This is a genomic window from Serratia sp. CY81684, assembly GCF_052166595.1.
Taxonomy (GTDB): Bacteria; Pseudomonadota; Gammaproteobacteria; order Enterobacterales; family Enterobacteriaceae; genus Serratia; species Serratia nematodiphila.
The window spans coordinates 1,112,652-1,134,594 of record NZ_JBJNOO010000003.1 but is presented as its reverse complement, the minus strand read 5'-3'; the positions used below and the strand labels follow the sequence as shown (position 1 = coordinate 1,134,594).

The window sequence follows — 21,943 nt, the reverse complement described above, 5'->3', positions numbered from 1 at the left end:
GACAAGGAATCCATTTCATGGCACGCATTATTGTTGTTACATCGGGTAAAGGGGGCGTTGGCAAGACCACTTCGAGCGCGGCCATCGCTACCGGCCTGGCCCAGAAAGGCAAGAAAACCGTCGTGATCGATTTCGATATCGGTCTGCGTAATCTTGACCTGATCATGGGCTGCGAACGTCGGGTAGTTTATGATTTCGTGAACGTGATTCAGGGCGATGCCACGCTGAATCAGGCGTTGATCAAAGACAAACGCACTGAAAACCTCTATATCCTGCCGGCTTCGCAGACACGCGACAAAGACGCGTTAACCCGTGAAGGCGTTGAAAAAGTCCTCAACGATCTCGGCGAGATGGATTTTGACTTCGTGGTCTGCGACTCACCAGCCGGTATCGAAACCGGTGCGCTGATGGCGCTGTATTTCGCCGACGAAGCTATCATCACCACCAACCCGGAAGTCTCTTCGGTACGCGACTCCGACCGTATCCTGGGCATTCTCTCTTCTAAATCACGCCGCGCTGAGAAAGGCGAATCGCCTATCAAGGAACACCTGCTGCTGACCCGTTATAACCCGGGCCGCGTCAGCCGTGGCGACATGTTGAGCATGGAAGACGTGCTGGAAATCCTGCGCATTCCGCTGGTGGGCGTGATCCCGGAAGACCAGTCCGTACTGCGTGCTTCCAACCAGGGTGAGCCTGTCATTCTGGATGCCGAGTCAGACGCCGGTAAGGCGTATGACGATACCGTTTGCCGCTTGTTGGGGGAAGAACGCCCATTCCGCTTCATTGAAGAAGAGAAGAAGGGTTTCCTGAAACGCCTTTTTGGGGGATAAACCATGGCCTTATTAGACTTCTTTCTGTCCCGCAAAAAACAGACAGCCAATATAGCCAAGGAACGGCTGCAGATTATCGTCGCAGAGCGTCGTCGCGGGGACAGTGAGCCCCCGTATCTGCCTGATTTGAAACGCGATATTCTGGCGGTTATTTGCAAATACATTCAGATCGATCCTGAAATGCTGCATGTGCAGTTCGAGCAGAAAGGGGACGATATTTCGGTACTTGAACTTAACGTGACATTACCGGAATCGGAAGAAGCAGCTAAATGATTGCGACGCATTAATTACCCCCTGTATATTTTATGCAGGGGGTAACTGTATGTGCATCCAGTTATTAAGCATTGTCGGCAGCAAAAAATCGATTTTTCCCTTTGGGACAATTCCCAATTAACTTTGCCGCCACCTCGTTTAAAGTAAATTCTGGCCAGATTTACCTTCAACGCATTATTTCCTGCCTATATTCACCCGAGCAGAGTTTCCCTACCCTGCCCTGGTGATAACCAGCGATTAATAATCTTTCAGGATGTCCTGCAACGGCGCCATTAATAAATCGCCGCGCCAGCCGCTGATTAATTCAGGGCGACTTTCGCCGTCCTTCAGTTTCCAATGCCAGTTCAACAATTGGTTAATTTGGCGACGGGATGCCAGCAGCTCGCTGCTCAACCCGCTTTGCTCGCTGACGGTAGCGATCGCCGCCTTGATGTCTTTGAACACCTTCTTGTAGCCCGGCTGATCGATAAGGTTGGCCAACGGCGCCGGCAACTCGGACTCGTCCAGCGCTTCGGCCTCCGCCACCAGCGCCAGCAGCGTTTTACCGTGATAACGGATCTCCGGCCCGCTCAGACCCAGCGAATCCAGTTCTCCCAGCGAAGACGGCATATAGCGCGCCACCTGCCACAGGTTCTCCTCACGCACCACAAAGTTCACCGCCAGATCGCGCTCACGCGCCTGGCGCAGCCGCCATTCCGCCAACTTCTGCAGACAACCGAGCTGACGCGGGCGCAGCTGCCAGGCGTTGCTGATTTCGCGGTAGGCCAATGCCGGCGCCAGCGTCTCGCTACGGCGCTGGCACAGCAGCAGGCACTCGTTATTGGCCGCCGCGGTCCAACCGGCCTCTTCGGTTTCCTGCACCAACTGTTTAGCCATCGGCAGCAGGTAGAACACGTCGGCGGCCGCATACACGCACTGTCTTTCAGTCAGCGGGCGCGCCAGCCAGTCGGTGCGCGACTCGCTCTTGTCCAGCTCAACCTTCATGTACTCCGCCACCAGCGTCGCGAAGCCACAGGAGAGCGGCCGGCCGGTAAAGGCCGCCAGGATCTGGGTATCGACCATCGGCGTCGGCAGCGTTTTAAAGGCGTTGAGAAACACTTCGAGATCTTCACTGCCGGCATGCAGGAACTTCACCACGGCGGTGTCGGCCAGCAGGTCGACAAACGGCTGCCATTGCTTGATCGGCAGAGGATCGATAAGGGAGAGTTGTTCACCGTCGTAGAGCTGGATCAGGCCCAGCTGCGGATAGTAGGTGCGCGTTCTGACAAACTCGGTGTCCAGCGCAATCTGGGCATGCTTTCTCGCCTGCTCGCAGACCTGCTGCAATCCGGCATCGGTAGTGATCAACTGATAATTCAAAACATCATTCTCTTGTAGGATTCAAACACAACAACGCCGGCATTCACCGGCGTTGTTGATAGTCAGGCGCGAGAGCGACACCTAGGCGGCATCGGCCGGCTTCGGCGTTTTTAGCTCATCGCGCAGTTCTCGCCGCAAAATCTTGCCGACGTTAGACTTCGGCAGTTCATCGCGGAACTCAACAATTTTAGGCACTTTATACCCGGTCAGGTGCCGACGGCAATGGGTCAACAGCTCTTCCTTGGTCAGCGAGGCGTCTTTCTTCACCACGCAGATCTTCACCGTTTCGCCGGAGACCTCGCTCGGCACACCGATCGCCGCACATTCCAGCACTTTCGGATGCTGGCTGACCACGTCCTCGATCTCGTTCGGGTAAACGTTGAAACCGGAGACCAGGATCATGTCTTTCTTGCGGTCGACGATGCGCACGAACCCCTGCTCGTCTACGGTCACCACATCGCCGGTCGCCAACCAGCCATCTTTCAGCACTTCGTCGGTGGCGTCCGGGCGCTGCCAATAGCCTAACATAACTTGCGGCCCTTTGACCCACAGTTCGCCCGGTTCGCCCGGCGGTACATCCTGGCCATTGTCGTCCACCAGACGAATGTCCGTCGACGGCACCGGCAGGCCGATGCTGCCGCTGTAGTGTTTCAGATCGTAAGGGTTACCGGCCACCAACGGCGCGCACTCCGTCAGGCCATAACCTTCCAGCAGGTGTTTACCGGTGGTTTTCTCCCACTTCTCGGCCACCGCTTTTTGCACCGACATGCCGCCGCCGACCGAGAAACGCAGCGTGGAGAAATCGAGCTTGTGGAACTCTTCGTTGTTCAGCAACGCGTTGAACAGCGTATTCACCCCGCTCATGGCGGTGAACGGATATTTGCCCAGTTCTTTCACCAGCCCTGGAATGTCGCGTGGGTTGGTGATCAGCAAATTGCGCCCGCCCAGATCGATAAACAGCAGGCAGTTCACCGTCAGCGCGAAAATGTGATACAGCGGCAACGCCGTCACCACCAGTTCCTGCCCTTCGCGGAACAGCGGCGAATAGGCGGCCTTGGCCTGCTCGAGGTTGGCCTGCATGTTGCGGTGCGTCAGCATCGCGCCCTTCGCCACCCCGGTGGTGCCGCCCGTATATTGCAGGAAGGCCAGATCGGCATTAATGATGTCCGGTTTTACATACTGCAGGCGGCGGCCGCGCTGCAGCGCGCTGCGGAATGAAATGGCATCCGGCAGGTTGTATTTCGGCACCAGACGCTTGACGTACTTGACCACGAAGTTGACCAGCGTACCTTTGGCGGCCGACAGCTGATCGCCCATGCGCGTCAGGATCACGTGCTTGACCTGAGTGTTGAACACCACTTTTTCCAGCGTATGGGCAAAGTTGGAAACGATGACGATGGCGCTGGCGCCGCTGTCGTTCAACTGGTGCTCCAGCTCACGCGGGGTATACAGCGGGTTGACGTTGACCACCACCATGCCGGCGCGCAGAATGCCGAACAGGGCGATGGGGTATTGCAACAGGTTAGGCATCATCAGTGCGACGCGGTCGCCCTTCTTCAGGCCCAGTTCATTTTGCAGGTAAGCCGCGAAAGCCCGGCTGCGTTCTTCCAGTTTGCGGAAGGTCATCACCTCGCCCATATTGATAAAGGCGGGCTGATCGGCATAGCGCTGCACGGCATGCTCAAACATTTCGATCAACGACGAATAGCGATCGGCATCAATCTCTGCGGGCACATCTGCCGGATACCGTTTTAACCAGACCTTATCCAAGGTATTACTCCTGAAATCATTACTAATTATCATCGCAGCCCTCAAACTCGCAGCCTAACCATAACAATATTTTAACTCAGCAGACCAGTTCGGGTTTTAAACATTATTCAGGTTGCGATGTACGTCACTAATTGTCGGATATTCCTTATCCCAAAAAACAAAAGGGCGGCCTGAGCCGCCCTGTCAAATGTGTTCACATCAAGCGTATGCTACTCGGTTACGATGGTTTGCACCTGTGCCGGGCCAGGGTTGTACCAGCCATAGCCTGCGCCCCAACCGGGTCCCCACGGACCTCCGCGCCAGCCCCAAGGGCCCATCGGCGCCGGCGGCATCACCACCTGCTGCACCAGATGCCAGCGTTTGAAACCGGTCACGTTCATCGTCACGAAGCGATACGGCGTCATGCCGATTCGCCCCTCTTTCAGACCGGTAATGGCGCCGACGACGGTCACCAGCTGGCCTTTGAAATCGACCGGTTCGAGGAAGCCGTTTACCGTGGCCAGCAAGCGGCCGCGCGACGGTTCGCCCAGTATCGGCCGCGCACCGCTGTCGAGCGGCACCGCCGCAATCTCCAGCACCGTGCGCCCTTGTTCGTTGGCGACGTTTACCACGGTGCCGCCGAAACGGGCTTCCGCGCCGGTAAACAGGTTGGGTGCATTTTGTACCGAGGAAAGCTGAGTCACCGGCGTAGGGCTGGAGCCTTTGATCGCATCCGGTACGGTGACGCACCCGGATAAAACCAGTGCGCCGCAGGCGACGGCCAGCAGCGACAGCTTTTTACTTGCAGTGCGGATTAACATGGTCGCAATCTCCTGAAATGGCTGTAACTTTGACCGCGTTTCATCGTTCAAGTTGCAACCCCTCATCGCCCGGCATCAACATCAGCACAATACGCCGCGATCAGTCGCGGCCCGGCAGTTTTTTCCAGGTGACTTCATTGCGCAGATAGGTCGGCTCGGCGTTTTCCACCGCTACCGCCAGCCCTTCTTGCCAGGCCTGCAGTGCCAGCGGCAGCATGTCTTCCGCCTGCGGCAACAGCATCTGACCATCGCGCACGCTCAGCGTGGAACCGTTGACCAGATCGGGGTAGGTTTGCCACCCGGTGCCAACATGGGCCCATTCGCCCTGCAGGCGCTGCGCACGCTCCAGCGCCTGCGCCGGCGACAGCACGGCCTCGCTTTCGCTTTCCAACCAGCGGCCGTCCGCCTGGCGTTCGAACTGCCCCCAGTAAACTTCACCCATGCGCGCATCGATCGCCGCCAGCACACGCTCCGCGCCGCTGACGCGCCAGGCGCCCTGCGCCATGGTTTGCAGCGTGGAAACGCCGATCATCGGCAGATCGGCGCCCAGCGCCAGGCCTTGAGCGATGCCGATACCGATGCGCACCCCGGTAAAGCTGCCGGGGCCACGGCCGAAGGCCAGCGCATCGAGCTGGTTGAGCGCCAGACCGGATTCCGCCAGCACCTGCTGCACCATAGGTAAAATTCGTTGCGTATGCTCGCGTGGGCACAGCTCAAACAGGGCGTGGATTTCGCCTTGATTCCAGACGGCGACGGAACAGGCTTCCGTCGCGGTATCGATCGCTAAAATTCGCGTGGACATGCCAACCTCTGGCGGGAATAAAACTGGGTTTTTCATACAGGGCGCGCATTGTAGCACAGCCCCGTAAGCCCTTCATCTTTCACGTGGCCGACGTGTCGGCGGCCTGCAGGAAGGCGATTGCCTGCTTCAGATCGCGGGTGCGCGGCGTGGGCGGCAGGCTATTGAGGAACACCTCGCCGTAAGGGCGCATCACCAGACGGTTATCGCAAATCACCAGCACGCCGCGATCGCCGGTGTCGCGAATCAAACGGCCGACGCCCTGTTTCAGGGTGATGACCGCATCCGGCAGCTGCACATCATTGAACGGATCGCCGCCACGCAGGCGGCAATCTTCAATACGCGCCTTCAGCAACGGATCGTCCGGTGAGGTAAACGGCAGCTTATCGATGATCACGCACGACAGCGCATCGCCGCGCACGTCCACCCCTTCCCAGAAGCTGCTGGTCGCCACCAGCAGCGCGTTACCGGCGGCGACGAACTGCGCCAACAGCTGGCCTTTACTGGTTTCCCCCTGCAACAGCACCGGCAGCGTCATCGTGGCGCGAAACTCTTCCGCCAGCTCACGCATCATCTGGTGCGAGGTGCACAAGAAGAAGCAGCGGCCGTTGTTGGCTTCGATTAATGGCCGCAGCATGCGCGCCAGCTGGCGCGCCCCGCCGGGCTGATTCGGCGAAGGCAAAAAGCGCGGCACGCACAGCAACGCCTGTTTGGCATAGTCGAACGGGCTCGGCAGCAGCAGCGTTTTGGCCTTGGTCAGCCCCAAGCGTTCGGTGAAGTGGCCCAGCTGATCGTTGACCGACAGCGTGGCCGAGGTAAAGATCCAGCTGCCCGGCTTCTCGTCCAGCATTTCGCGGAACCGGTCGGCCACCGTCAGCGGCGTCAGCGCCAGCACGAAGTGGCGCGAATTGCACTCATACCAATAGCTGTAGCCCGGTTCCGTCACCGCCTTGAGGCGTTTGAGACGCGCGCGGTACAACGTGGCGCGCTCAAAGGCGGCGTCCAGCAGCGCCGAACGCCCCAGAGACAGCTTCATCACGTCGTAACACAGCTCCAGCGCGTCATCGAGCAGCAACAAAGCGCGCTGCACGTTCGGCTCCCCGAGCACGTCGCGCAGATTGCCGCGAAAACCCGGCTCTCCCAGATTCAGGCGAAAATCTTGCGTGCTCAGGCTGAGACGGTCGGCGCTTTTTTGCAGTTGGGCGGCATCGCGCACCTCGGTGCGGTAGGCGATGGTGATGTCCTTCGCCAGATCCAACAATTGGCGGCTGGTGAGCTGCTGGCCGAAATACTGGCTGGCGATGTCGGGGATTTGGTGCGCCTCATCAAAAATCATCACCTCGGCTTCCGGGATCAGCTCGGCGAAACCGCCCTCTTTCACCACCATATCCGCCAGGAACAGGTGATGGTTCACCACCACCACATCCGCATCCATCGCGCGGCGGCGCGCTTTGACCACGAAGCAATCCTGATACAGCGGGCAGTCGCTGCCGAGACAGTTGTCATTGGTGCTGGTTACCAATGGCCAGACGAAACTGTCTTCCGCCACTTCGCTGCAGGTGCTGATGTCGCCTTCTTTGGTCTGCGACGACCACTTGCGCAGCTGCACCAAATCGATCAGCGTCTGCCCCGCCAGTTCGCCGCCGGCCATCGACTGCTGCTCCAGCCGCTCCAGGCACAGGTAGTTGGAGCGCCCCTTCAGCAGCGCCAGCTTGCCTTTGTACTTCAGCGCCTTGGCGACGGTGGGCAGATCGCGCGCATACAGCTGATCCTGCAACGCTTTCGAACCGGTCGAGATGATCACTTTGCGATCGGCGCGCAACGCCGGCGCCAGATAAGCGAAGGTTTTGCCGGTGCCGGTGCCGGCTTCCACCACCAGCTCCTGCTTGAAATTGATCGCTTCGGTAACGGCTTGCGCCATCTGCCGCTGCGGCTCACGCGGTTTGAATCCCTTGATAGCCTGCGCCAATGCGCCGTCTGTTGCAAAATCGTCTGTCACGCTGTCTCTCTGCCGGTGTCATTCAGCGGTGATTATGCCAAGCCTGCCGCCCGGCTACCACCCACTTTATCGCCGCGCTTTTTCATCACCGGCTGTGCTACCCTTAGCGGGACTATGATATGGAGATAAGCAAATGAATATCGAAAGAATTGATCCCGATCAGCGCTGGTCCGAAGCCGTGGTGCACAACGAGACCGTTTACTACACCAGCGTGCCGGAGAACCTGGACGATGACGCGACCGCGCAGACCGCCAACGCTCTTGCAGCCATCGACGTGCTGCTGGAACGTGTAGGGTCGGACAAAAGCCGTATTCTGGATGCCACCATCTTCCTGGCCAATACCGCCGACTTCGCCGCGATGAACGCCGCCTGGGACGCCTGGGTCGTCGCCGGCAGCGCGCCGGTACGCTGCACCGTGCAGGCGCAGCTGATGAATCCGAAATATAAAGTGGAAATCAAAATCATCGCCGCGCTGTAAGCCTGAGCGCAGACGAAAAAAAAACCGCAGACGGCAACGCCTGCGGTTTTTTATTGCCCGCTATCAGGACAGTTTAAGGATCACCATCCCCGCCAGCAACAACGCCAGGCCAATCCAACCTTTGGCGTTCAACCGCTGGCCGAACATGATCCAGCCTGCGGCGATGGTGGCGGCGATACCGAAACCGCCCCACAACGCATAAGCGATCGACAGATCGATGCCCTTCACCGCCTGCGCCAGGGCGCTGAACGCGCCGAGCACCGACAGCAGCGACAGCAATCCCAGCCAAATTTTACGGAAGCCGTCCGACATCTTCAGGAAGATGTTGGCGATGATTTCCAGCACGATGGCCAGCCCCAGGAACCCAATGTGGTACAACTCAAACTGTTGCATGGTTGTCACCTCGCGGGCTGGCCTGTTTTCGCTCTTTGCGGGTACCGGATTTCACCAGCATGATGCCGGCGATCAGCGTAGCCAGGCCCAGTACTTTCAGCGCCGAAATGGGTTCGTCGAACCACAGCACGCTGAACAGGGTGATGAACAGAATGCCGATACCTTCCCACAGCGCATAAGCCACGCCCAACGCCACGCGTTTTACCGCCACCGACAGCAACACATAAGACGCGGTGATCATCACGTACATCACGATATGCCCAATCATGCCGCCATTGACGCTGGCGTATTTCATCGACAAGGTGCCGATGATTTCGGTCATGATGGCCAAACCTAAAAAGATCCAATAAATCATAATTTTTCTCCCAAACGGCGAATAACGCGCGCCAAGGCATATTTATCCCGATTTATCTCGTCGAACGGCCGCAGTACGGCGCGCAAGACGCAGAGATCCCTGGGGATAAACTGACCCAAACGCAAAAAGAATGTTTGCCCGGCTGAACGGTAGAGCGAAGGCCTAAGCCCGCTACCTGCACCGGTTAAGGGAGAAAGACGCTATAGCTCGCTGCACCAGTGATGCTCACTGGCAAGGATCGCAGACAGGAAGAGTTGGCACGTAGAGGTTCTGAGGGTAGTTCCGTTAATAGTCATCATAATAGTTCTCTATTATCAGCCGCACACCGTGCGATTTGCCCAATATCCTCATAAAAGTAAAATTTTCAACTGAGATATTTTTACCACAGCCAAAATAAGAAAGCAAACTGCCGTTTTCATCAAAAAGCAGAAAAAAACGGGTTAAAAATAAGAAAGTTAATCGCGATAAAAATTAAAAAAGGCTCAACGGAGCGTTGAGCCTTGCGATATCCGCGGGTGAGCAAATAAGCGCCAACCCCAGGCCTGGCGCGGGTTACAACGCGGCGCCGCTGACGGCGCTGCGCGCCAGTTCAGTGATGCGCGCATAGTCGCCTTTTTCGAGCGCGTCCGCCGGCACCAGCCAGGAACCGCCGATGCAAAGCACGCTTTTCAGCGCCAGATAATCGCGGTAATTGTTTGGCGTAATGCCGCCGGTCGGGCAAAAACGCACCTGCGGGAACGGGCCGCCGATCGCCTGCAGCGCCTTCACGCCGCCGTTGGCTTCCGCCGGGAAGAATTTGAATTCCCGCAGACCGTGATCCATGCCCTGCATCAGTTCAGACACGGTGCTGATGCCCGGGATCAGCGGGATGGGTCCCGCCGTCGCCGCCTGCAGCAAGGCCTCGGTCAGCCCTGGACTGATGGCGAACTGCGCCCCGGCTTCGGTCACCTGCCGCAGTTGCTGCGGGTTGATCACCGTACCGGCGCCGATGATCGCCTCCGGCACCTCTTCGGCGATAGCGCGGATAGACTCCAGCCCGCAGGCGGTGCGCAGCGTCACCTCCAATACCCGCACGCCGCCGGCAACCAGCGCTTTCGCCAGCGGTACCGCCTGCTCCAGCTTGTTGATCACGATAACAGGCACCACCGGCCCCGCCGTCAGGATCTGCTCGGCGCTGGTTTTCCAGTTTTTCATCGTTATTTCTCCATTACTCGCGGTTAACAATGGCACGCCCCTGCCACAGGGCTCCGCACAAATGCGCGGACGTCCGGCCGTACCGTAAGTGATGTGGCCCACGCGCAGATCGCAGGCAAAAAAAAGCCGGCAGACAGGCTGCCGGCATTACGCATTATTCGAACTCGTTCCAGGAGCGGCCGTCACGGGTGATCATCGCCACCGAGGCCACCGGCCCCCAGGTGCCCGCCTGGTAAGGCTTAGGCGCCTCGTTGTCGGCTTTCCATGCGTCCATGATGGAGTCGACCCACTTCCAGGCTTCTTCCACTTCATCGCGGCGCACGAACAGCGCCTGAATGCCGCGCATGGTCTCCAGCAGCAGGCGCTCATAGGCGTCCGCCACGTGCTCCTGGTTGAAGGTTTCCGAGAAGCTCAGGTCCAGCTTGGTGGTCTGCAGACGGTGCTTGTGATCCAGCCCCGGCACCTTGTTCAGCACCTGAATTTCGATGCCTTCGTCCGGCTGCAGGCGGATGGTCAGCTTGTTCTGCGGCAACTGCTGGTAAGAATCGCTGAACAGGTTAAGCGGCGGGTTTTTGAAGTACACCACCACTTCCGAACATTTGGTCGGCAGACGTTTACCGGTACGCAGGTAAAACGGCACGCCGGCCCACTGCCAGTTGTCGATATCCACGCGGATAGAGACGAAGGTTTCGGTGCTGCTGCTCTTGTTCGCCCCTTCCTCTTCCAGATAACCCGGCACTTTCTTGCCCTGGACGAAGCCGGCGGTGTACTGACCACGCACGGTGGTTTCCCGGACATTGGTCTGATCGATGCGGCGCAGCGAGCGCAGCACCTTCACCTTCTCGTCGCGGATGCGGTCGGTGGTCAGATCCGCCGGCGGCGACATGGCGATCATGGTCAGGATCTGCAGCAGGTGGTTCTGGATCATGTCGCGCATCTGGCCGGCCTGGTCGAAGTAACCCCAACGCCCTTCGATGCCCACCTCTTCCGCTACGGTGATCTGCACCGAATCGATGGTGCGGTTATCCCAGTTGGAGGCGAACAGCGAGTTGGCGAAACGCAGCGCCAACAGGTTCAGCACTGTCTCTTTGCCGAGATAGTGGTCGATACGGTAAACCTGGGATTCGTTGAAGAACTCCGCCACCTGATCGTTGATCACGCGTGAGGACGCCAAATCGGTGCCCAGCGGTTTCTCCATCACAACGCGAGCCGGCTCATGGTTCAGCTTGGCTTCGCCCAGCCCTTTGCAGATGGCGCCGAAGGTGCTTGGCGGCATGGCAAAGTAGTTGATGGTGGTGCGGTGCTTCTGATCCAGCATTTTACCCAGTTTGGTAAAGTTCTTGCTGTCGTTGACGTCCAGGTTGCAGAAGTCCAGGCGCGCGCTCAGCGTAGCCCAGAGTTCGTCATCCAGTTTTTCCTTCATGAAGGTGCCAAGCGCTTCCTTGACCACTTCGGTATAGGCTTGTTTATCCCACTCCGCGCGGCCGACGCCGATGATCCGCGTATCCGGGTGGATGTGTCCGGCTTTCTCTAACTGGTACAGGGAAGGCAGCAGTTTACGGCGCGCCAAATCACCTTTCGCGCCGAAAATAACCAGGTCACACGCCTGGGCTGTAGAGGTTACCGCCATGTTCATCTCCTCGTTGCAGGATATTTGTAATTTTCTTACATTACTAATGTACTCTGTTTAACTACGGCCAGCAAACCCGGAGCAAAGCAGAAAAAAAGGCCTCAAGATTCCAGTGGAAAGCGCCAATGTACGCCAACGCCCTCACCACGGGCAAAACTGTAATTTTTCGTCTTTTTTGACGCTCTGTTACCATTATGAAAGTTAGACACAGGTCATATTCTGGTGAAAAAACCCTGCATACGCCGTGTCGAGACTGCCAACGGTTACCAGCACGTAGTATATTTTCACTAAACCGGCATTGATTTCTCCTTTGTTTGAAATCGACATACCCTATCGATTCCAGGTTACAGCCGCTCGTTTGGCGTCTGCTTGCACGGCGAACACGGGCGAAATTCGACACTGTTGCTTGAAAGCCACAGGGATAAAACCATGAGTGACTCTCGTTATATGAATACGCTGGACAAAATCCAGAGCCATCTGGAGCTCCTGAGCAAATCTGAAAGGAAAGTCGCCGAGGTGATCCTGGCCTCCCCGCAGACCGCCATTCACTCCAGCATCGCCACGCTGGCGCGCATGGCCGACGTCAGCGAACCTACCGTCAACCGTTTTTGCCGCCGCCTTGATACCAAAGGCTTTCCCGATTTCAAACTGCATCTCGCCCAAAGCCTGGCTAACGGCACGCCCTACGTAAACCGTAACGTTGAGGAAGATGACAGCGTCGATTCCTATACCAGCAAGATCTTCGAATCGGTAATGGCCAGCCTGGATACAGTAAAGGCAAATTTGGATATTGCCGCAATCAATCGTGCGGTTGACCTGCTCACCCAGGCAAAAAAGATCTCTTTCTTCGGGCTGGGCGCCTCCGCGGCGGTGGCGCACGATGCAATGAACAAATTTTTCCGCTTCAACATTCCGGTGGTCTACTTTGATGACATCGTCATGCAGCGCATGAGCTGCATGAACTCCAGCGAAGGCGACGTGGTGGTGCTGATCTCACACACCGGCCGCACCAAGAATCTGGTGGAGATGGCCCACCTGGCGCGGGAGAACGACGCCACGGTACTGGCTATCACCTCGCGCGACACCCCGCTCGCCCAGGCGGCGACCCTGGCCCTGCTGCTCGACGTGCCCGAAGACACCGACGTTTACATGCCGATGGTGTCGCGGATCGCGCAATTAACGCTCATTGACGTGCTCGCCACCGGATTTACCTTGCGCCGAGGGGCTAAATTCAGAGATAACTTGAAGCGGGTCAAAGAAGCGCTCAAAGAATCGCGCTTTGATAAAGGCGTGGTCATTCCCAACAGTTTTGATTCGTGACCCGACGAAGAAAAAATCGCCGTTCAACAGACATTTGAATGACGGCATCAGAGGCGGTACCCTGTTAACATGCTCATACGGGTAACCCGGGTGAAATATCAGTGTTGTAAAATTACATTTCACGCCTGGTTTCGTTATCCGACGTTATCGCAACACCAATATTTGCTTCACCAGTCAACGGAGTAATACATGTCCAGACGGCTCAGAAGAACCAAAATCGTTACCACCCTGGGTCCGGCTACAGACCGCGACAATAATCTGGAAAAGATCATTGCCGCCGGCGCCAACGTAGTTCGGCTTAACTTCTCCCACGGCAGCCCGGAAGATCATCAGGCTCGCGCTGACAAAGTACGCGAAATTGCTGCCAAGCTGGGGCGTCACGTCGCTATCCTCGGCGATCTGCAAGGGCCGAAAATTCGCGTATCCACCTTCAAGGAAGGCAAAATCTTCCTCAACGTGGGCGATAAATTCCTGCTGGACGCCAACCTGTCAAAAGGCGAAGGCGATAAAGAAAAAGTCGGTATCGACTATAAAGGCCTGCCAGCCGATGTGGTGCCGGGCGACGTCCTGCTGCTCGATGACGGCCGCGTTCAGCTGAAAGTGCTCGAAGTTCAGGGCATGAAAGTGTTTACCGAAGTGACCGTCGGCGGCCCGCTGTCCAACAACAAGGGCATCAACAAACTCGGCGGTGGCCTGTCGGCCGAAGCCCTGACCGAAAAAGACAAGGCGGACATCGTGACCGCCGCCAAGATTGGCGTCGACTACCTGGCGGTCTCCTTCCCGCGTACCGGTGAAGACCTGAACTATGCCCGCCGCCTGGCGCGCGATGCCGGCTGCAACGCCAAGATCGTGTCCAAGGTTGAGCGCGCCGAAGCGGTGTGCACCGACGAAGCGATGGACGACATTATTCTGGCCTCCGACGTGGTGATGGTGGCCCGTGGCGACCTGGGCGTAGAAATCGGCGATCCGGAACTGGTCGGCATCCAGAAGAAACTGATCCGCCGCGCCCGCACCCTGAACCGCGCGGTGATCACCGCGACCCAGATGATGGAGTCGATGATCACCAACCCGATGCCGACCCGCGCCGAAGTCATGGACGTGGCCAACGCCGTGCTGGATGGCACCGACGCTGTCATGCTGTCGGCGGAAACCGCCGCTGGCCAATACCCGGCGGAAACCGTGGCGGCGATGGCGCGCGTTTGTCTGGGTGCCGAGAAGATCCCGAGCATCAACGTTTCCAAACACCGCCTGGACGTACAGTTCGACAACATCGAAGAGGCGATCGCCATGTCTTCGATGTATGCCGCCAACCACCTGAAGGGCGTCACCGCGCTGATCGCCATGACCGAATCCGGCCGCACTGCGCTGATGATGTCGCGCATCAGCTCAGGCCTGCCGATCTTCGCCATGTCGCGTCATGAGCACACGCTCAACCTGACCGCGCTGTATCGCGGCGTGACGCCGGTGTATTTCGACAGCCACAAAGACGGCGTGATCGCCGCCAATGAAGCCGTCAATCGCCTGCGTGACAAAGGCTTCCTGGTCTCCGGCGATCTGGTGATCGTCACCCAGGGCGACGTGATGGAAACCGTCGGCACCACCAATACCAGCCGTATCCTGCGCGTCGAGTAATCCACGCCGCAGACGACATGCCGGCCGGCTCACGTTGGCCGGCATTTTTTTTGCTCTGACACTGCCATAAACGACGGAGAACGCCATGCTCCACCAACGCAATCCAGCCTCGACCGGTGATGCGCTCGATCTCGATGGGCGCGGTCTGACGCAGCTCGACGAATCGCAGCTAACCGGCCACGCGCTGCGCAAAATCAGCCTGTACGACAATCAGCTGACGGCCTTCCCCGCCTCCATCTTGCAACACCGCAACCTGCAGGTGCTGAACATCTCCTGCAATCAGCTCGACCGCCTGCCGCCGGAGATTGGCCTGTTGCAACAGCTTGAGATGTTCGACTTCGGTCACAATCGCGCCAGCGAACTGCCTGAAACATTGGGGCAACTGCACCGGCTGAAATACCTCTACCTGAGCGATAACGGCTTTAGCGACCTGCCGCGTGCGCTGGCGCAACTGCAGCTGTTGGTTTACCTCAACGCGACCGATAACCAACTGACCGCCTTGCCGCAGGCAATACCGAATCTGGCGGCGTTGCAGGAGCTGCGTTTATACAACAACCGCATCGGCAGCCTGCCCGCCGAAATCGGGCAGCTGCGCGCGCTGCGCGAGTTGCATATCATGAAAAATGCCCTGACCACGCTGCCGGCGGAAATGGCTCTGCTCGGCGAGCTTGAGATACTCGACGCGGCCAGCAACGCCATCGCCGAACTGCCGGCAGCCTTCTGCCGGCTGCCGCGGTTGAGCGAGTTGAACCTGCGTTTCAACCAGCTGACGCGCCTGCCGGAAAATATCGGTGAGCTGACGGCGCTGAGAAGCCTGGATCTGCGCGCCAACCGCCTGAGCGACCTGCCGGAAAGCCTCGGTGAACTGAGCCGGCTGCGCAAGCTGGATCTGCGCTGGAATGATTTCACCCACATACCTAAAATCGTCGACATCCTGCGGGCTCGCGGCTGTAGGGTGCACATCTGAAGAGACGCCGGCCAGGTTGTGGCCCTGCCGGCGTTAGCGGTAGAAAGGATTAACGATACAGATCGTCGCGCGAGTAGGGTTCAATCTCCCCTTCTTTGCGCGTCTTCAACAGTTTGAGGATCCAGGTGTACTGCTCCGGGTTCGGGCCCACCAGATTCTCAACCTCTTCGTTCATGCGGCGGGCAATGCGCGGATCGTCCGCTTCGGCCAGATCGTCCATCGGCTCGCGAATATAGATATCCAGCATGCTGGTTTTGCCGTCGTACACCGGGAACAACGGCACGATCGCCGCACGGCATACCTTCATCAGCCGCCCGACCGCCGGCAACGTCGCCTTATAGGTGGCAAAGAAGTCGACAAACTCGCTGTGCTCAGCGCCGTGGTCCTGATCGGGCAGATAGTAACCCCAATATCCCTGGCGAACCGAACTGATAAACGGTTTGATGCCGTCATTGCGTGCGTGCATGCGGCCGCCGAATTTACGACGCACGGCGTTCCACAGGTAGTCGATCAGCTGATTGCGCTGGTTGTGGAACATCGCCGCCATCGGTTGGCCGCGCGCGGCCATCAACATCGCCGGCACATCCACCGCCCAGCCGTGAGGCACCAGGAAAATCACGTTGCGCCCTTCCGCCCGGATCTTGTCCAACACCTCTTCACCGTGCCAACGCACGCGCTTGAGCACTTTCTCGGGCTTGGTGCAGGCCAGCTCCGCCATCAGCACCATCGACTGTGGCGCGCAGGCGAACATCTGGTCGATAATGTGCTCACGGTCGCTTTCCGGCAATTCCGGCAAGCAATACAGCAGGTTGATGCGGGCACGACGGCGCGCGCCCTTCGCCAGCTTGCCGGCCAGTTTGCCAACCGCACCCAGCACCGGATCGCGCAGGCGCGCAGGCACCAGCGAAATGCCGGCCATCAGACCGGTTCCCAACCACACGCCCCAGTAGCGCGGATATAAAAAGGCTTTTTGAAACTGCGGAATGAACTCTACGTTCGATTTCTTCTCGTTTTGCATGCACATGCTCTTGGCTTAGCGATTCGGCTAATCATAATTGCCAGCACCGATTTTGCAATTAACAACCGCGAACCGCCCAGATAAAACAGCATCGGCCCGCAATCAGGCCGATGAAATTAACGGCGCCGAAGCGCCGGAAAAAGGGGGCGTTAATCCAACTGCAGCTGAGGAATCACTTCCTTCACCTGCGCCAGATAATCGCTGCGGTCTTTGCCGCCCAGCCCTTCGGAACGCGGCAGTTTGGCCGTCAGCGGATTCACCGCCTGTTGGCCGGTCCACAGTTCAAAGTGCAGATGCGGCCCGGTGGAACGGCCGGTGTTGCCGGAGAGCGCAATGCGATCGCCGCGTTTCACCTTCTGGCCTGGTTTCACCAGCAGTTTTTTCAGGTGCATATAGCGCGTGGTGTACTGACGACCGTGGCGGATCGCCACATAGTTACCCGCTGCGCCGCTGCGTTTGGCGATCACCACTTCACCGTCACCGACCGCCAGCACCGGCGTGCCGACCGGCATGGCGAAATCGACGCCCTTGTGCGGCGCCACGCGGCCGGTCACCGGGTTCACGCGGCGCGGGTTGAAGTTGGAGGAGATGCGGAACTGTTTCATGGTCGGGAAACGCATGAAGCCGCGCGCCAGGCCAGAGCCCTGGCGATCGTAGAATTTGCCGTCTTCGGCGCGGATCGCATAGTAATCCTTGCCGCCGGTGCGCAAACGCACGCCCAACAGCTGGCTTTGCGATTTCTTACCGTCGAAATGCTCACGCGACATCAGCACGGAGAACTGATCGCCTTTGCGCAGCTTGCGGAAATCGAGCTGCCACTGCAACGCCTTGATCACCGAGTTGATTTCGTTACGGCTCAGCCCGGCGTCGCCGGCGCTGCTGACGAAGCTGCCGTTGACCCGGCCGCTGATCACGTTGTTGCGCCATTCGCCCTGCTGCGCCTCTTTTGACTCCTTGAAGCTGTTGCCGACGCGATCATAGGTGCGAGTTTCGCGGCGGGAAACCTCCCAGGTCAACTGCTGCAAATCGCCTGCGTCGTTCACGGTCCACGACAGCTGTTGGCCGATCTTCAGGTTACGCAGATCGCGGTTTTGCGAAGCCAGCAAAGTGACATCCGACATATCGATGCCGTACTGCGTCAGAATGCTGCCAAGGGTGTCGCCGGTGGAAACCACATATTCATGCACGCCATCATCGCCGGCATCCTTCTGGTCCAGCTCATCCTGCGGGATTTCGTCATCGGGGGTGGGTTGGTCGACATCTATCGGTTCACTGGCTTCAGGGAGCAATGACCGCATCTGGCTGGATTCTAACTCGACGCTCTTGGCGATGGGGTTGTGTTCTGGGTGGTAAACAAAAGGCCGCCAAACAGCGACGGCCAATGTGACGACTGTCAGCGACCCCAGCATGACGCGGTGGGGCCGTGGCAGGTTGTTATACGCCAGAGCGATAGTTCGGACTATCTGCTGCACTCGATATTATCCTCATAAGCTTTACTTCAGGCAGCTCACGTACTGGTTTGACAGCTGAGTCAGGAATTTCCCGTAGCTGTCCTTCTCCAGCGCGATGCCGGTGCCCAGCGGGTCCAGCGTTCCGGAACGCACTTTGGTACCCTTGGCGACGGCATTGATTACGGCCGGCCTGAATTGTGGCTCAGCAAAAACGCATACCGCTTTCTGCTCAACCAACTGTGTTCGAATTTGGTGTAGGCGCTGTGCTCCAGGCTGAATTTCGGGATTGACGGTGAAATGGCCCAGCGGACTCAAACCGTAGTGTTTTTCAAAGTAGCCGTAAGCATCATGAAAAACAAAATAACCCTTACCTTGCACAGGCGTAAGCATGTTACCAACATTTTTGTCAGTTTGCGTCAGCAGATTCTCGAACTGGCGCAGGTTTGCGTCTAATTTGTCCTTATTTTGCGGCATAAGTTCCAACAATCTGTCGTGAATCGCGATCGCGGTCACTTTTGCTATCTCCGGCGACAGCCAAACGTGCATATTGTACTCGCCGTGATGATGCCCGTGATCGTCATCGGCATGGTTATGCGCTTCGCCTGCATGTTCATGATCGTCGTCCTCTTCGCCTTTCATCAGCAGCGGCTTCACCGCCGGCAGTTCGCTGATAGCCAGCTTTCGCGTCGCCGAGATCGGCACCAGCGCCTTGGTCAGGAACGCTTCCATGTCCGGCCCGACCCACAACACCAGGTCAGCGGAACGCAGGCGCTGGATATCGGAAGGACGCAACGCAAAATCGTGCGGCGAAGCGCCGTCCGGCAGCAACACCTCGGTCGGCGTCACGCCGTCGGCGATGGCCGAAGCGATAAAGCCTAAGGGGCGAATCGAGGTCACCACCGCAGCGGAAGCGCTGCTCAGCGGGCCGGCCATCAACAGTGCGCTGGCCAGCAGCGTGCGCTGCAGCCATTTATTTTTCTTTGCCATCATCAGTAATCCCATCGTTTTCATCAACAAGGCGTGATATTATAACATCCGCTTCGTTCTGCAACCTGTAATCTCGAGATGTCTACACTGATAACGCTAAAAAATATCTCCGTCGCCTTCGGCAGCCGCAAGGTGCTGTCGAACATTTCCCTCAGCCTGCAGCCCGGCCGTATTCTCACGCTGCTTGGCCCGAACGGCGCGGGCAAATCCACACTGGTACGCGTGGTGCTGGGATTGGTCAAACCAACCGCCGGCACGCTGGAGCGGGAGCCCGACCTGCGCATCGGCTACGTGCCGCAAAAACTCCACCTCGACGCCACCCTGCCGCTGACCGTCAGCCGCTTTATGCGTCTCAAGCCCGGCGTAAAGAAAGCCGACATTCTGCCGGCGCTCAAGCGCGTGCACGCCGCCCACCTGCTCGACCAGCCGATGCAGAAGCTCTCCGGCGGTGAAAACCAGCGCGTACTGCTGGCGCGAGCGCTGCTGAATAAACCGCAGCTGCTGGTGCTGGACGAACCCACGCAAGGGGTGGACGTCAACGGTCAACTGGCGCTGTACGATTTGATCGATCAGCTGCGTAAAGAGCTGGGCTGCGCCGTGCTGATGGTCTCGCACGATCTGCATCTGGTGATGGCGAAAACCGACGAGGTGTTGTGCCTCAATCAGCACATCTGCTGCTCCGGCGCGCCGGAGGTGGTCTCGATGCATCCCGAATTCATCGCCATGTTCGGCAACCGCGGCGCAGAGCAGCTGGCGGTGTATCGCCACCATCACAACCACCGCCACGACCTGCAGGGAAGAATTGTCTTGAAGAAAACCGGGAGCCGCGAAGCATGATCGAATTGTTACTTCCCGGCTGGCTGGCCGGGGTGTTGCTGGCTAGCGCCGCCGGGCCGCTGGGCTCCTTTGTGGTTTGGCGCCGCATGTCCTACTTCGGCGACACCCTGGCGCACGCCTCGCTGCTCGGCGTCGCCTTTGGTCTGCTGCTGGACATCAATCCTTTCTATGCGGTGATCGCCATTACGCTGCTGCTGGCCCTGGCCCTGGTGTGGCTGGAACGCCGCCCGCAGCTTTCGGTAGATACCCTGCTCGGCATTCTGGCCCACAGCGCCCTGTCGCTGGGTCTGGTGGTGGTGGCGTTGATGTCCAACGTGCGGGTCGATCTGATGGCCTACCTGTTCGGCGATCTGCTGTCGGTCACGCTGAGCGACATCGTGATGATCGCCGGCGGCGTCGCCGTGGTGCTGTTGGTGCTGTGGTGGCAATGGCGCGATCTGCTGTCGATGACCATCAGCCCGGAGCTGGCACACGTCGACGGCGTCAATTTAGCGCGGGCACGCACCGTGCTGATGCTGGTCACCGCGTTGACCATCGGCCTGGCGATGAAATTCGTCGGCGCGCTGATCATCACCTCGCTGCTGATCATTCCGGCGGCGACCGCTCGCCGCTTCGCGCGCACGCCGGAGCAGATGGCGGGTGTCGCGGTACTGCTCGGCATGGTGGCGGTTACCGGCGGCCTGGCCTTCTCGGCATTTTACGATACGCCGGCCGGCCCTTCGGTGGTGCTCTGCGCTGCCGTGCTGTTCACGCTGAGCCTGTTCAAAAAACAACAGGCTTGATTAAAGCCGGGATATGACAAGGGCCGCATCTGCGGCCCTTTTTTATTGGCGGATTAAAAATTTACTCTTCGCGTTCGAGACCAAAGTGCCGGTAGGCGTGCTGCGTCGCCAGACGGCCACGCGGCGTGCGCTGGATAAAGCCCTGCTGGATCAGAAACGGTTCAATCACGTCTTCGATGGTTTCGCGCTCTTCACCGATCGCCGCCGCCAGGTTATCCAACCCGACCGGGCCACCGGTAAACTTGTCGATAATCGCCAACAGCAGTTTGCGATCCATATAGTCGAAGCCTTCGGCATCGACGTTGAGCATATCAAGCGCCTGCGCCGCCACCGAACCGCTGATCACGCCGTTGGCGCGCACTTCAGCGAAATCGCGCACCCGGCGCAACAGGCGGTTGGCGATACGCGGCGTGCCGCGCGCGCGGCGGGCCACTTCATGGGCACCCTCGTCGGACAGCTCCAACCCCAGGCACCCGGCGCTGCGCGAGACGATGTGCTGCAGATCCGCCACCTGATAAAACTCCAGCCGCTGGACAATGCCGAAGCGATCGCGCAGCGGCGAGGTCAGCGAACCGGCGCGGGTGGTGGCTCCCACCAAGGTAAACGGCGGCAGATCGAGCTTAATCGAACGCGCTGCCGGCCCTTCGCCGATCATGATATCCAGCTGGTAGTCTTCCATCGCCGGATACAATACTTCTTCCACCACCGGTGACAAACGGTGAATTTCGTCGATGAACAAGACGTCGTGCGGTTCGAGGTTGGTCAGCATCGCCGCCAAATCGCCCGCCTTCTCCAGCACCGGGCCGGAAGTGGTGCGCAAATTTACGCCCATTTCGTTGGCCACGATGTTGGCCAGGGTGGTTTTCCCCAGCCCCGGCGGGCCGAAGATCAATAAATGGTCGAGCGCGTCGCCGCGCTGCTTGGCCGCCTGAATGAAGATCTCCATCTGCTCGCGCACGTGCGGCTGGCCGACGTATTCAGTCAGCAGCTTGGGACGAATGGCGCGATCGAGGATCTCTTCTTCGTTGATCGGTTCGGCGGAAATCAGGCGATCGGCTTCAATCATTAT

21 protein-coding genes are annotated in these 21,943 nt (G+C 58.5%); 8 read left to right on the top strand and 13 right to left on the bottom strand.

Annotated features, from left to right (window positions below; translation table 11 throughout):
- Positions 1 to 17: 17 nt before the first annotated feature.
- Together minD and minE are read left to right on the top strand one after the other, a co-directional pair.
- The gene (gene minD / locus ACJ8QF_RS13280; protein WP_004932300.1) at positions 18 to 830 is read left to right on the top strand and encodes a septum site-determining protein MinD; all 813 of its coding nucleotides are present in this window, start codon (positions 18 to 20) and stop codon (positions 828 to 830) included.
- Between the two features lie 3 nt (positions 831 to 833).
- Positions 834 to 1,103: a cell division topological specificity factor MinE gene (gene minE, locus ACJ8QF_RS13275; RefSeq protein WP_004932303.1), complete on the top strand. Its 270-nt coding sequence runs from the start codon at positions 834 to 836 to the stop codon at positions 1,101 to 1,103.
- Between the two features lie 237 nt (positions 1,104 to 1,340).
- Here the strand turns inward: minE and rnd are convergent, their stop codons facing one another.
- The 5 genes from rnd to ACJ8QF_RS13250 form a co-directional block, all read right to left on the bottom strand.
- Positions 1,341 to 2,462: a ribonuclease D gene (rnd, locus tag ACJ8QF_RS13270; RefSeq protein ID WP_033632853.1), complete on the bottom strand. Its 1,122-nt coding sequence runs from the start codon at positions 2,460 to 2,462 to the stop codon at positions 1,341 to 1,343.
- 81 nt (positions 2,463 to 2,543) lie between these two features.
- On the bottom strand, positions 2,544 to 4,232 hold the full coding sequence (gene fadD, locus ACJ8QF_RS13265) for a long-chain-fatty-acid--CoA ligase FadD (RefSeq protein WP_004932309.1): 1,689 nt from the start codon (positions 4,230 to 4,232) through the stop codon (positions 2,544 to 2,546).
- A gap of 209 nt (positions 4,233 to 4,441) precedes the next feature.
- Positions 4,442 to 5,032, bottom strand: coding sequence for a Slp family lipoprotein (locus ACJ8QF_RS13260; protein ID WP_004932312.1), 591 nt, complete (start codon positions 5,030 to 5,032; stop codon positions 4,442 to 4,444).
- A gap of 100 nt (positions 5,033 to 5,132) precedes the next feature.
- Positions 5,133 to 5,834 (bottom strand): tRNA (adenosine(37)-N6)-threonylcarbamoyltransferase complex dimerization subunit type 1 TsaB, encoded by a 702-nt coding sequence (gene tsaB, locus ACJ8QF_RS13255; protein WP_154871183.1) that lies wholly within the window; start codon positions 5,832 to 5,834, stop codon positions 5,133 to 5,135.
- A 79-nt stretch (positions 5,835 to 5,913) separates the two neighbouring features.
- Positions 5,914 to 7,830, bottom strand: a complete 1,917-nt coding sequence (locus ACJ8QF_RS13250; protein WP_442537573.1) for an ATP-dependent DNA helicase — start codon at positions 7,828 to 7,830, stop codon at positions 5,914 to 5,916.
- A 133-nt stretch (positions 7,831 to 7,963) separates the two neighbouring features.
- Here ACJ8QF_RS13250 and ACJ8QF_RS13245 point away from each other — a divergent pair, with 133 nt between their 5' ends.
- On the top strand, positions 7,964 to 8,308 hold the full coding sequence (locus tag ACJ8QF_RS13245) for a RidA family protein (protein WP_004932322.1): 345 nt from the start codon (positions 7,964 to 7,966) through the stop codon (positions 8,306 to 8,308).
- A 63-nt stretch (positions 8,309 to 8,371) separates the two neighbouring features.
- Here ACJ8QF_RS13245 and mdtI read toward each other — a convergent pair whose 3' ends face one another.
- The 4 genes from mdtI to zwf all read right to left on the bottom strand — a co-directional run bounded on the left by mdtI (position 8,372) and on the right by zwf (position 11,880).
- Positions 8,372 to 8,701, bottom strand: coding sequence for a multidrug/spermidine efflux SMR transporter subunit MdtI (mdtI, locus tag ACJ8QF_RS13240; protein ID WP_004932324.1), 330 nt, complete (start codon positions 8,699 to 8,701; stop codon positions 8,372 to 8,374).
- Positions 8,688 to 9,056 carry a multidrug/spermidine efflux SMR transporter subunit MdtJ gene (mdtJ, locus tag ACJ8QF_RS13235; protein ID WP_100395680.1) on the bottom strand — a complete coding sequence of 123 codons (369 nt, stop codon included), beginning with the start codon at positions 9,054 to 9,056 and terminating at the stop codon, positions 8,688 to 8,690. Before mdtJ ends, mdtI begins: the two co-directional genes overlap by 14 nt.
- A gap of 552 nt (positions 9,057 to 9,608) precedes the next feature.
- Entirely contained in the window at positions 9,609 to 10,250 is a 642-nt protein-coding gene (locus tag ACJ8QF_RS13230) for a bifunctional 4-hydroxy-2-oxoglutarate aldolase/2-dehydro-3-deoxy-phosphogluconate aldolase (RefSeq protein ID WP_004932329.1), read from the bottom strand.
- A 154-nt stretch (positions 10,251 to 10,404) separates the two neighbouring features.
- On the bottom strand, positions 10,405 to 11,880 hold the full coding sequence (gene zwf / locus ACJ8QF_RS13225) for a glucose-6-phosphate dehydrogenase (protein ID WP_028127476.1): 1,476 nt from the start codon (positions 11,878 to 11,880) through the stop codon (positions 10,405 to 10,407).
- 447 nt (positions 11,881 to 12,327) lie between these two features.
- On the opposite strand from zwf, the gene ACJ8QF_RS13220 reads away from it, so the two are divergent.
- The 3 genes from ACJ8QF_RS13220 to ACJ8QF_RS13210 all read left to right on the top strand — a co-directional run bounded on the left by ACJ8QF_RS13220 (position 12,328) and on the right by ACJ8QF_RS13210 (position 15,799).
- Positions 12,328 to 13,200 carry a MurR/RpiR family transcriptional regulator gene (locus ACJ8QF_RS13220; protein WP_004932335.1) on the top strand — a complete coding sequence of 291 codons (873 nt, stop codon included), beginning with the start codon at positions 12,328 to 12,330 and terminating at the stop codon, positions 13,198 to 13,200.
- Between the two features lie 189 nt (positions 13,201 to 13,389).
- On the top strand, positions 13,390 to 14,832 hold the full coding sequence (gene pyk, locus ACJ8QF_RS13215; RefSeq protein ID WP_004932339.1) for a pyruvate kinase: 1,443 nt from the start codon (positions 13,390 to 13,392) through the stop codon (positions 14,830 to 14,832).
- Positions 14,833 to 14,917: 85 nt separating this feature from the next.
- Entirely contained in the window at positions 14,918 to 15,799 is an 882-nt protein-coding gene (locus ACJ8QF_RS13210) for a leucine-rich repeat domain-containing protein (RefSeq protein WP_049186199.1), read from the top strand.
- A gap of 49 nt (positions 15,800 to 15,848) precedes the next feature.
- On the opposite strand, the gene lpxM is transcribed toward ACJ8QF_RS13210, so the two are convergent.
- From lpxM to znuA, 3 genes are all read right to left on the bottom strand, one after another.
- Positions 15,849 to 16,817: a lauroyl-Kdo(2)-lipid IV(A) myristoyltransferase gene (gene lpxM, locus ACJ8QF_RS13205; RefSeq protein ID WP_004932345.1), complete on the bottom strand. Its 969-nt coding sequence runs from the start codon at positions 16,815 to 16,817 to the stop codon at positions 15,849 to 15,851.
- Between the two features lie 149 nt (positions 16,818 to 16,966).
- Complete coding sequence (gene mepM / locus ACJ8QF_RS13200) at positions 16,967 to 18,289, bottom strand: murein DD-endopeptidase MepM (RefSeq protein WP_049186201.1); 1,323 nt, start codon at positions 18,287 to 18,289, stop codon at positions 16,967 to 16,969.
- A gap of 21 nt (positions 18,290 to 18,310) precedes the next feature.
- On the bottom strand, positions 18,311 to 19,255 hold the full coding sequence (gene znuA / locus ACJ8QF_RS13195; RefSeq protein WP_004932351.1) for a zinc ABC transporter substrate-binding protein ZnuA: 945 nt from the start codon (positions 19,253 to 19,255) through the stop codon (positions 18,311 to 18,313).
- Positions 19,256 to 19,333: 78 nt separating this feature from the next.
- On the opposite strand from znuA, the gene znuC reads away from it, so the two are divergent.
- Together znuC and znuB are read left to right on the top strand one after the other, a co-directional pair.
- Positions 19,334 to 20,092: a zinc ABC transporter ATP-binding protein ZnuC gene (znuC, locus tag ACJ8QF_RS13190; protein ID WP_004932357.1), complete on the top strand. Its 759-nt coding sequence runs from the start codon at positions 19,334 to 19,336 to the stop codon at positions 20,090 to 20,092.
- On the top strand, positions 20,089 to 20,874 hold the full coding sequence (gene znuB, locus ACJ8QF_RS13185) for a zinc ABC transporter permease subunit ZnuB (RefSeq protein ID WP_015378131.1): 786 nt from the start codon (positions 20,089 to 20,091) through the stop codon (positions 20,872 to 20,874). Before znuC ends, znuB begins: the two co-directional genes overlap by 4 nt.
- Positions 20,875 to 20,935: 61 nt before the next feature.
- Here the strand turns inward: znuB and ruvB are convergent, their stop codons facing one another.
- A complete protein-coding gene (gene ruvB, locus ACJ8QF_RS13180; protein ID WP_004932364.1) occupies positions 20,936 to 21,940 on the bottom strand; it encodes a Holliday junction branch migration DNA helicase RuvB in 1,005 nt (334 codons plus the stop codon).
- Positions 21,941 to 21,943 lie beyond the last annotated feature (3 nt).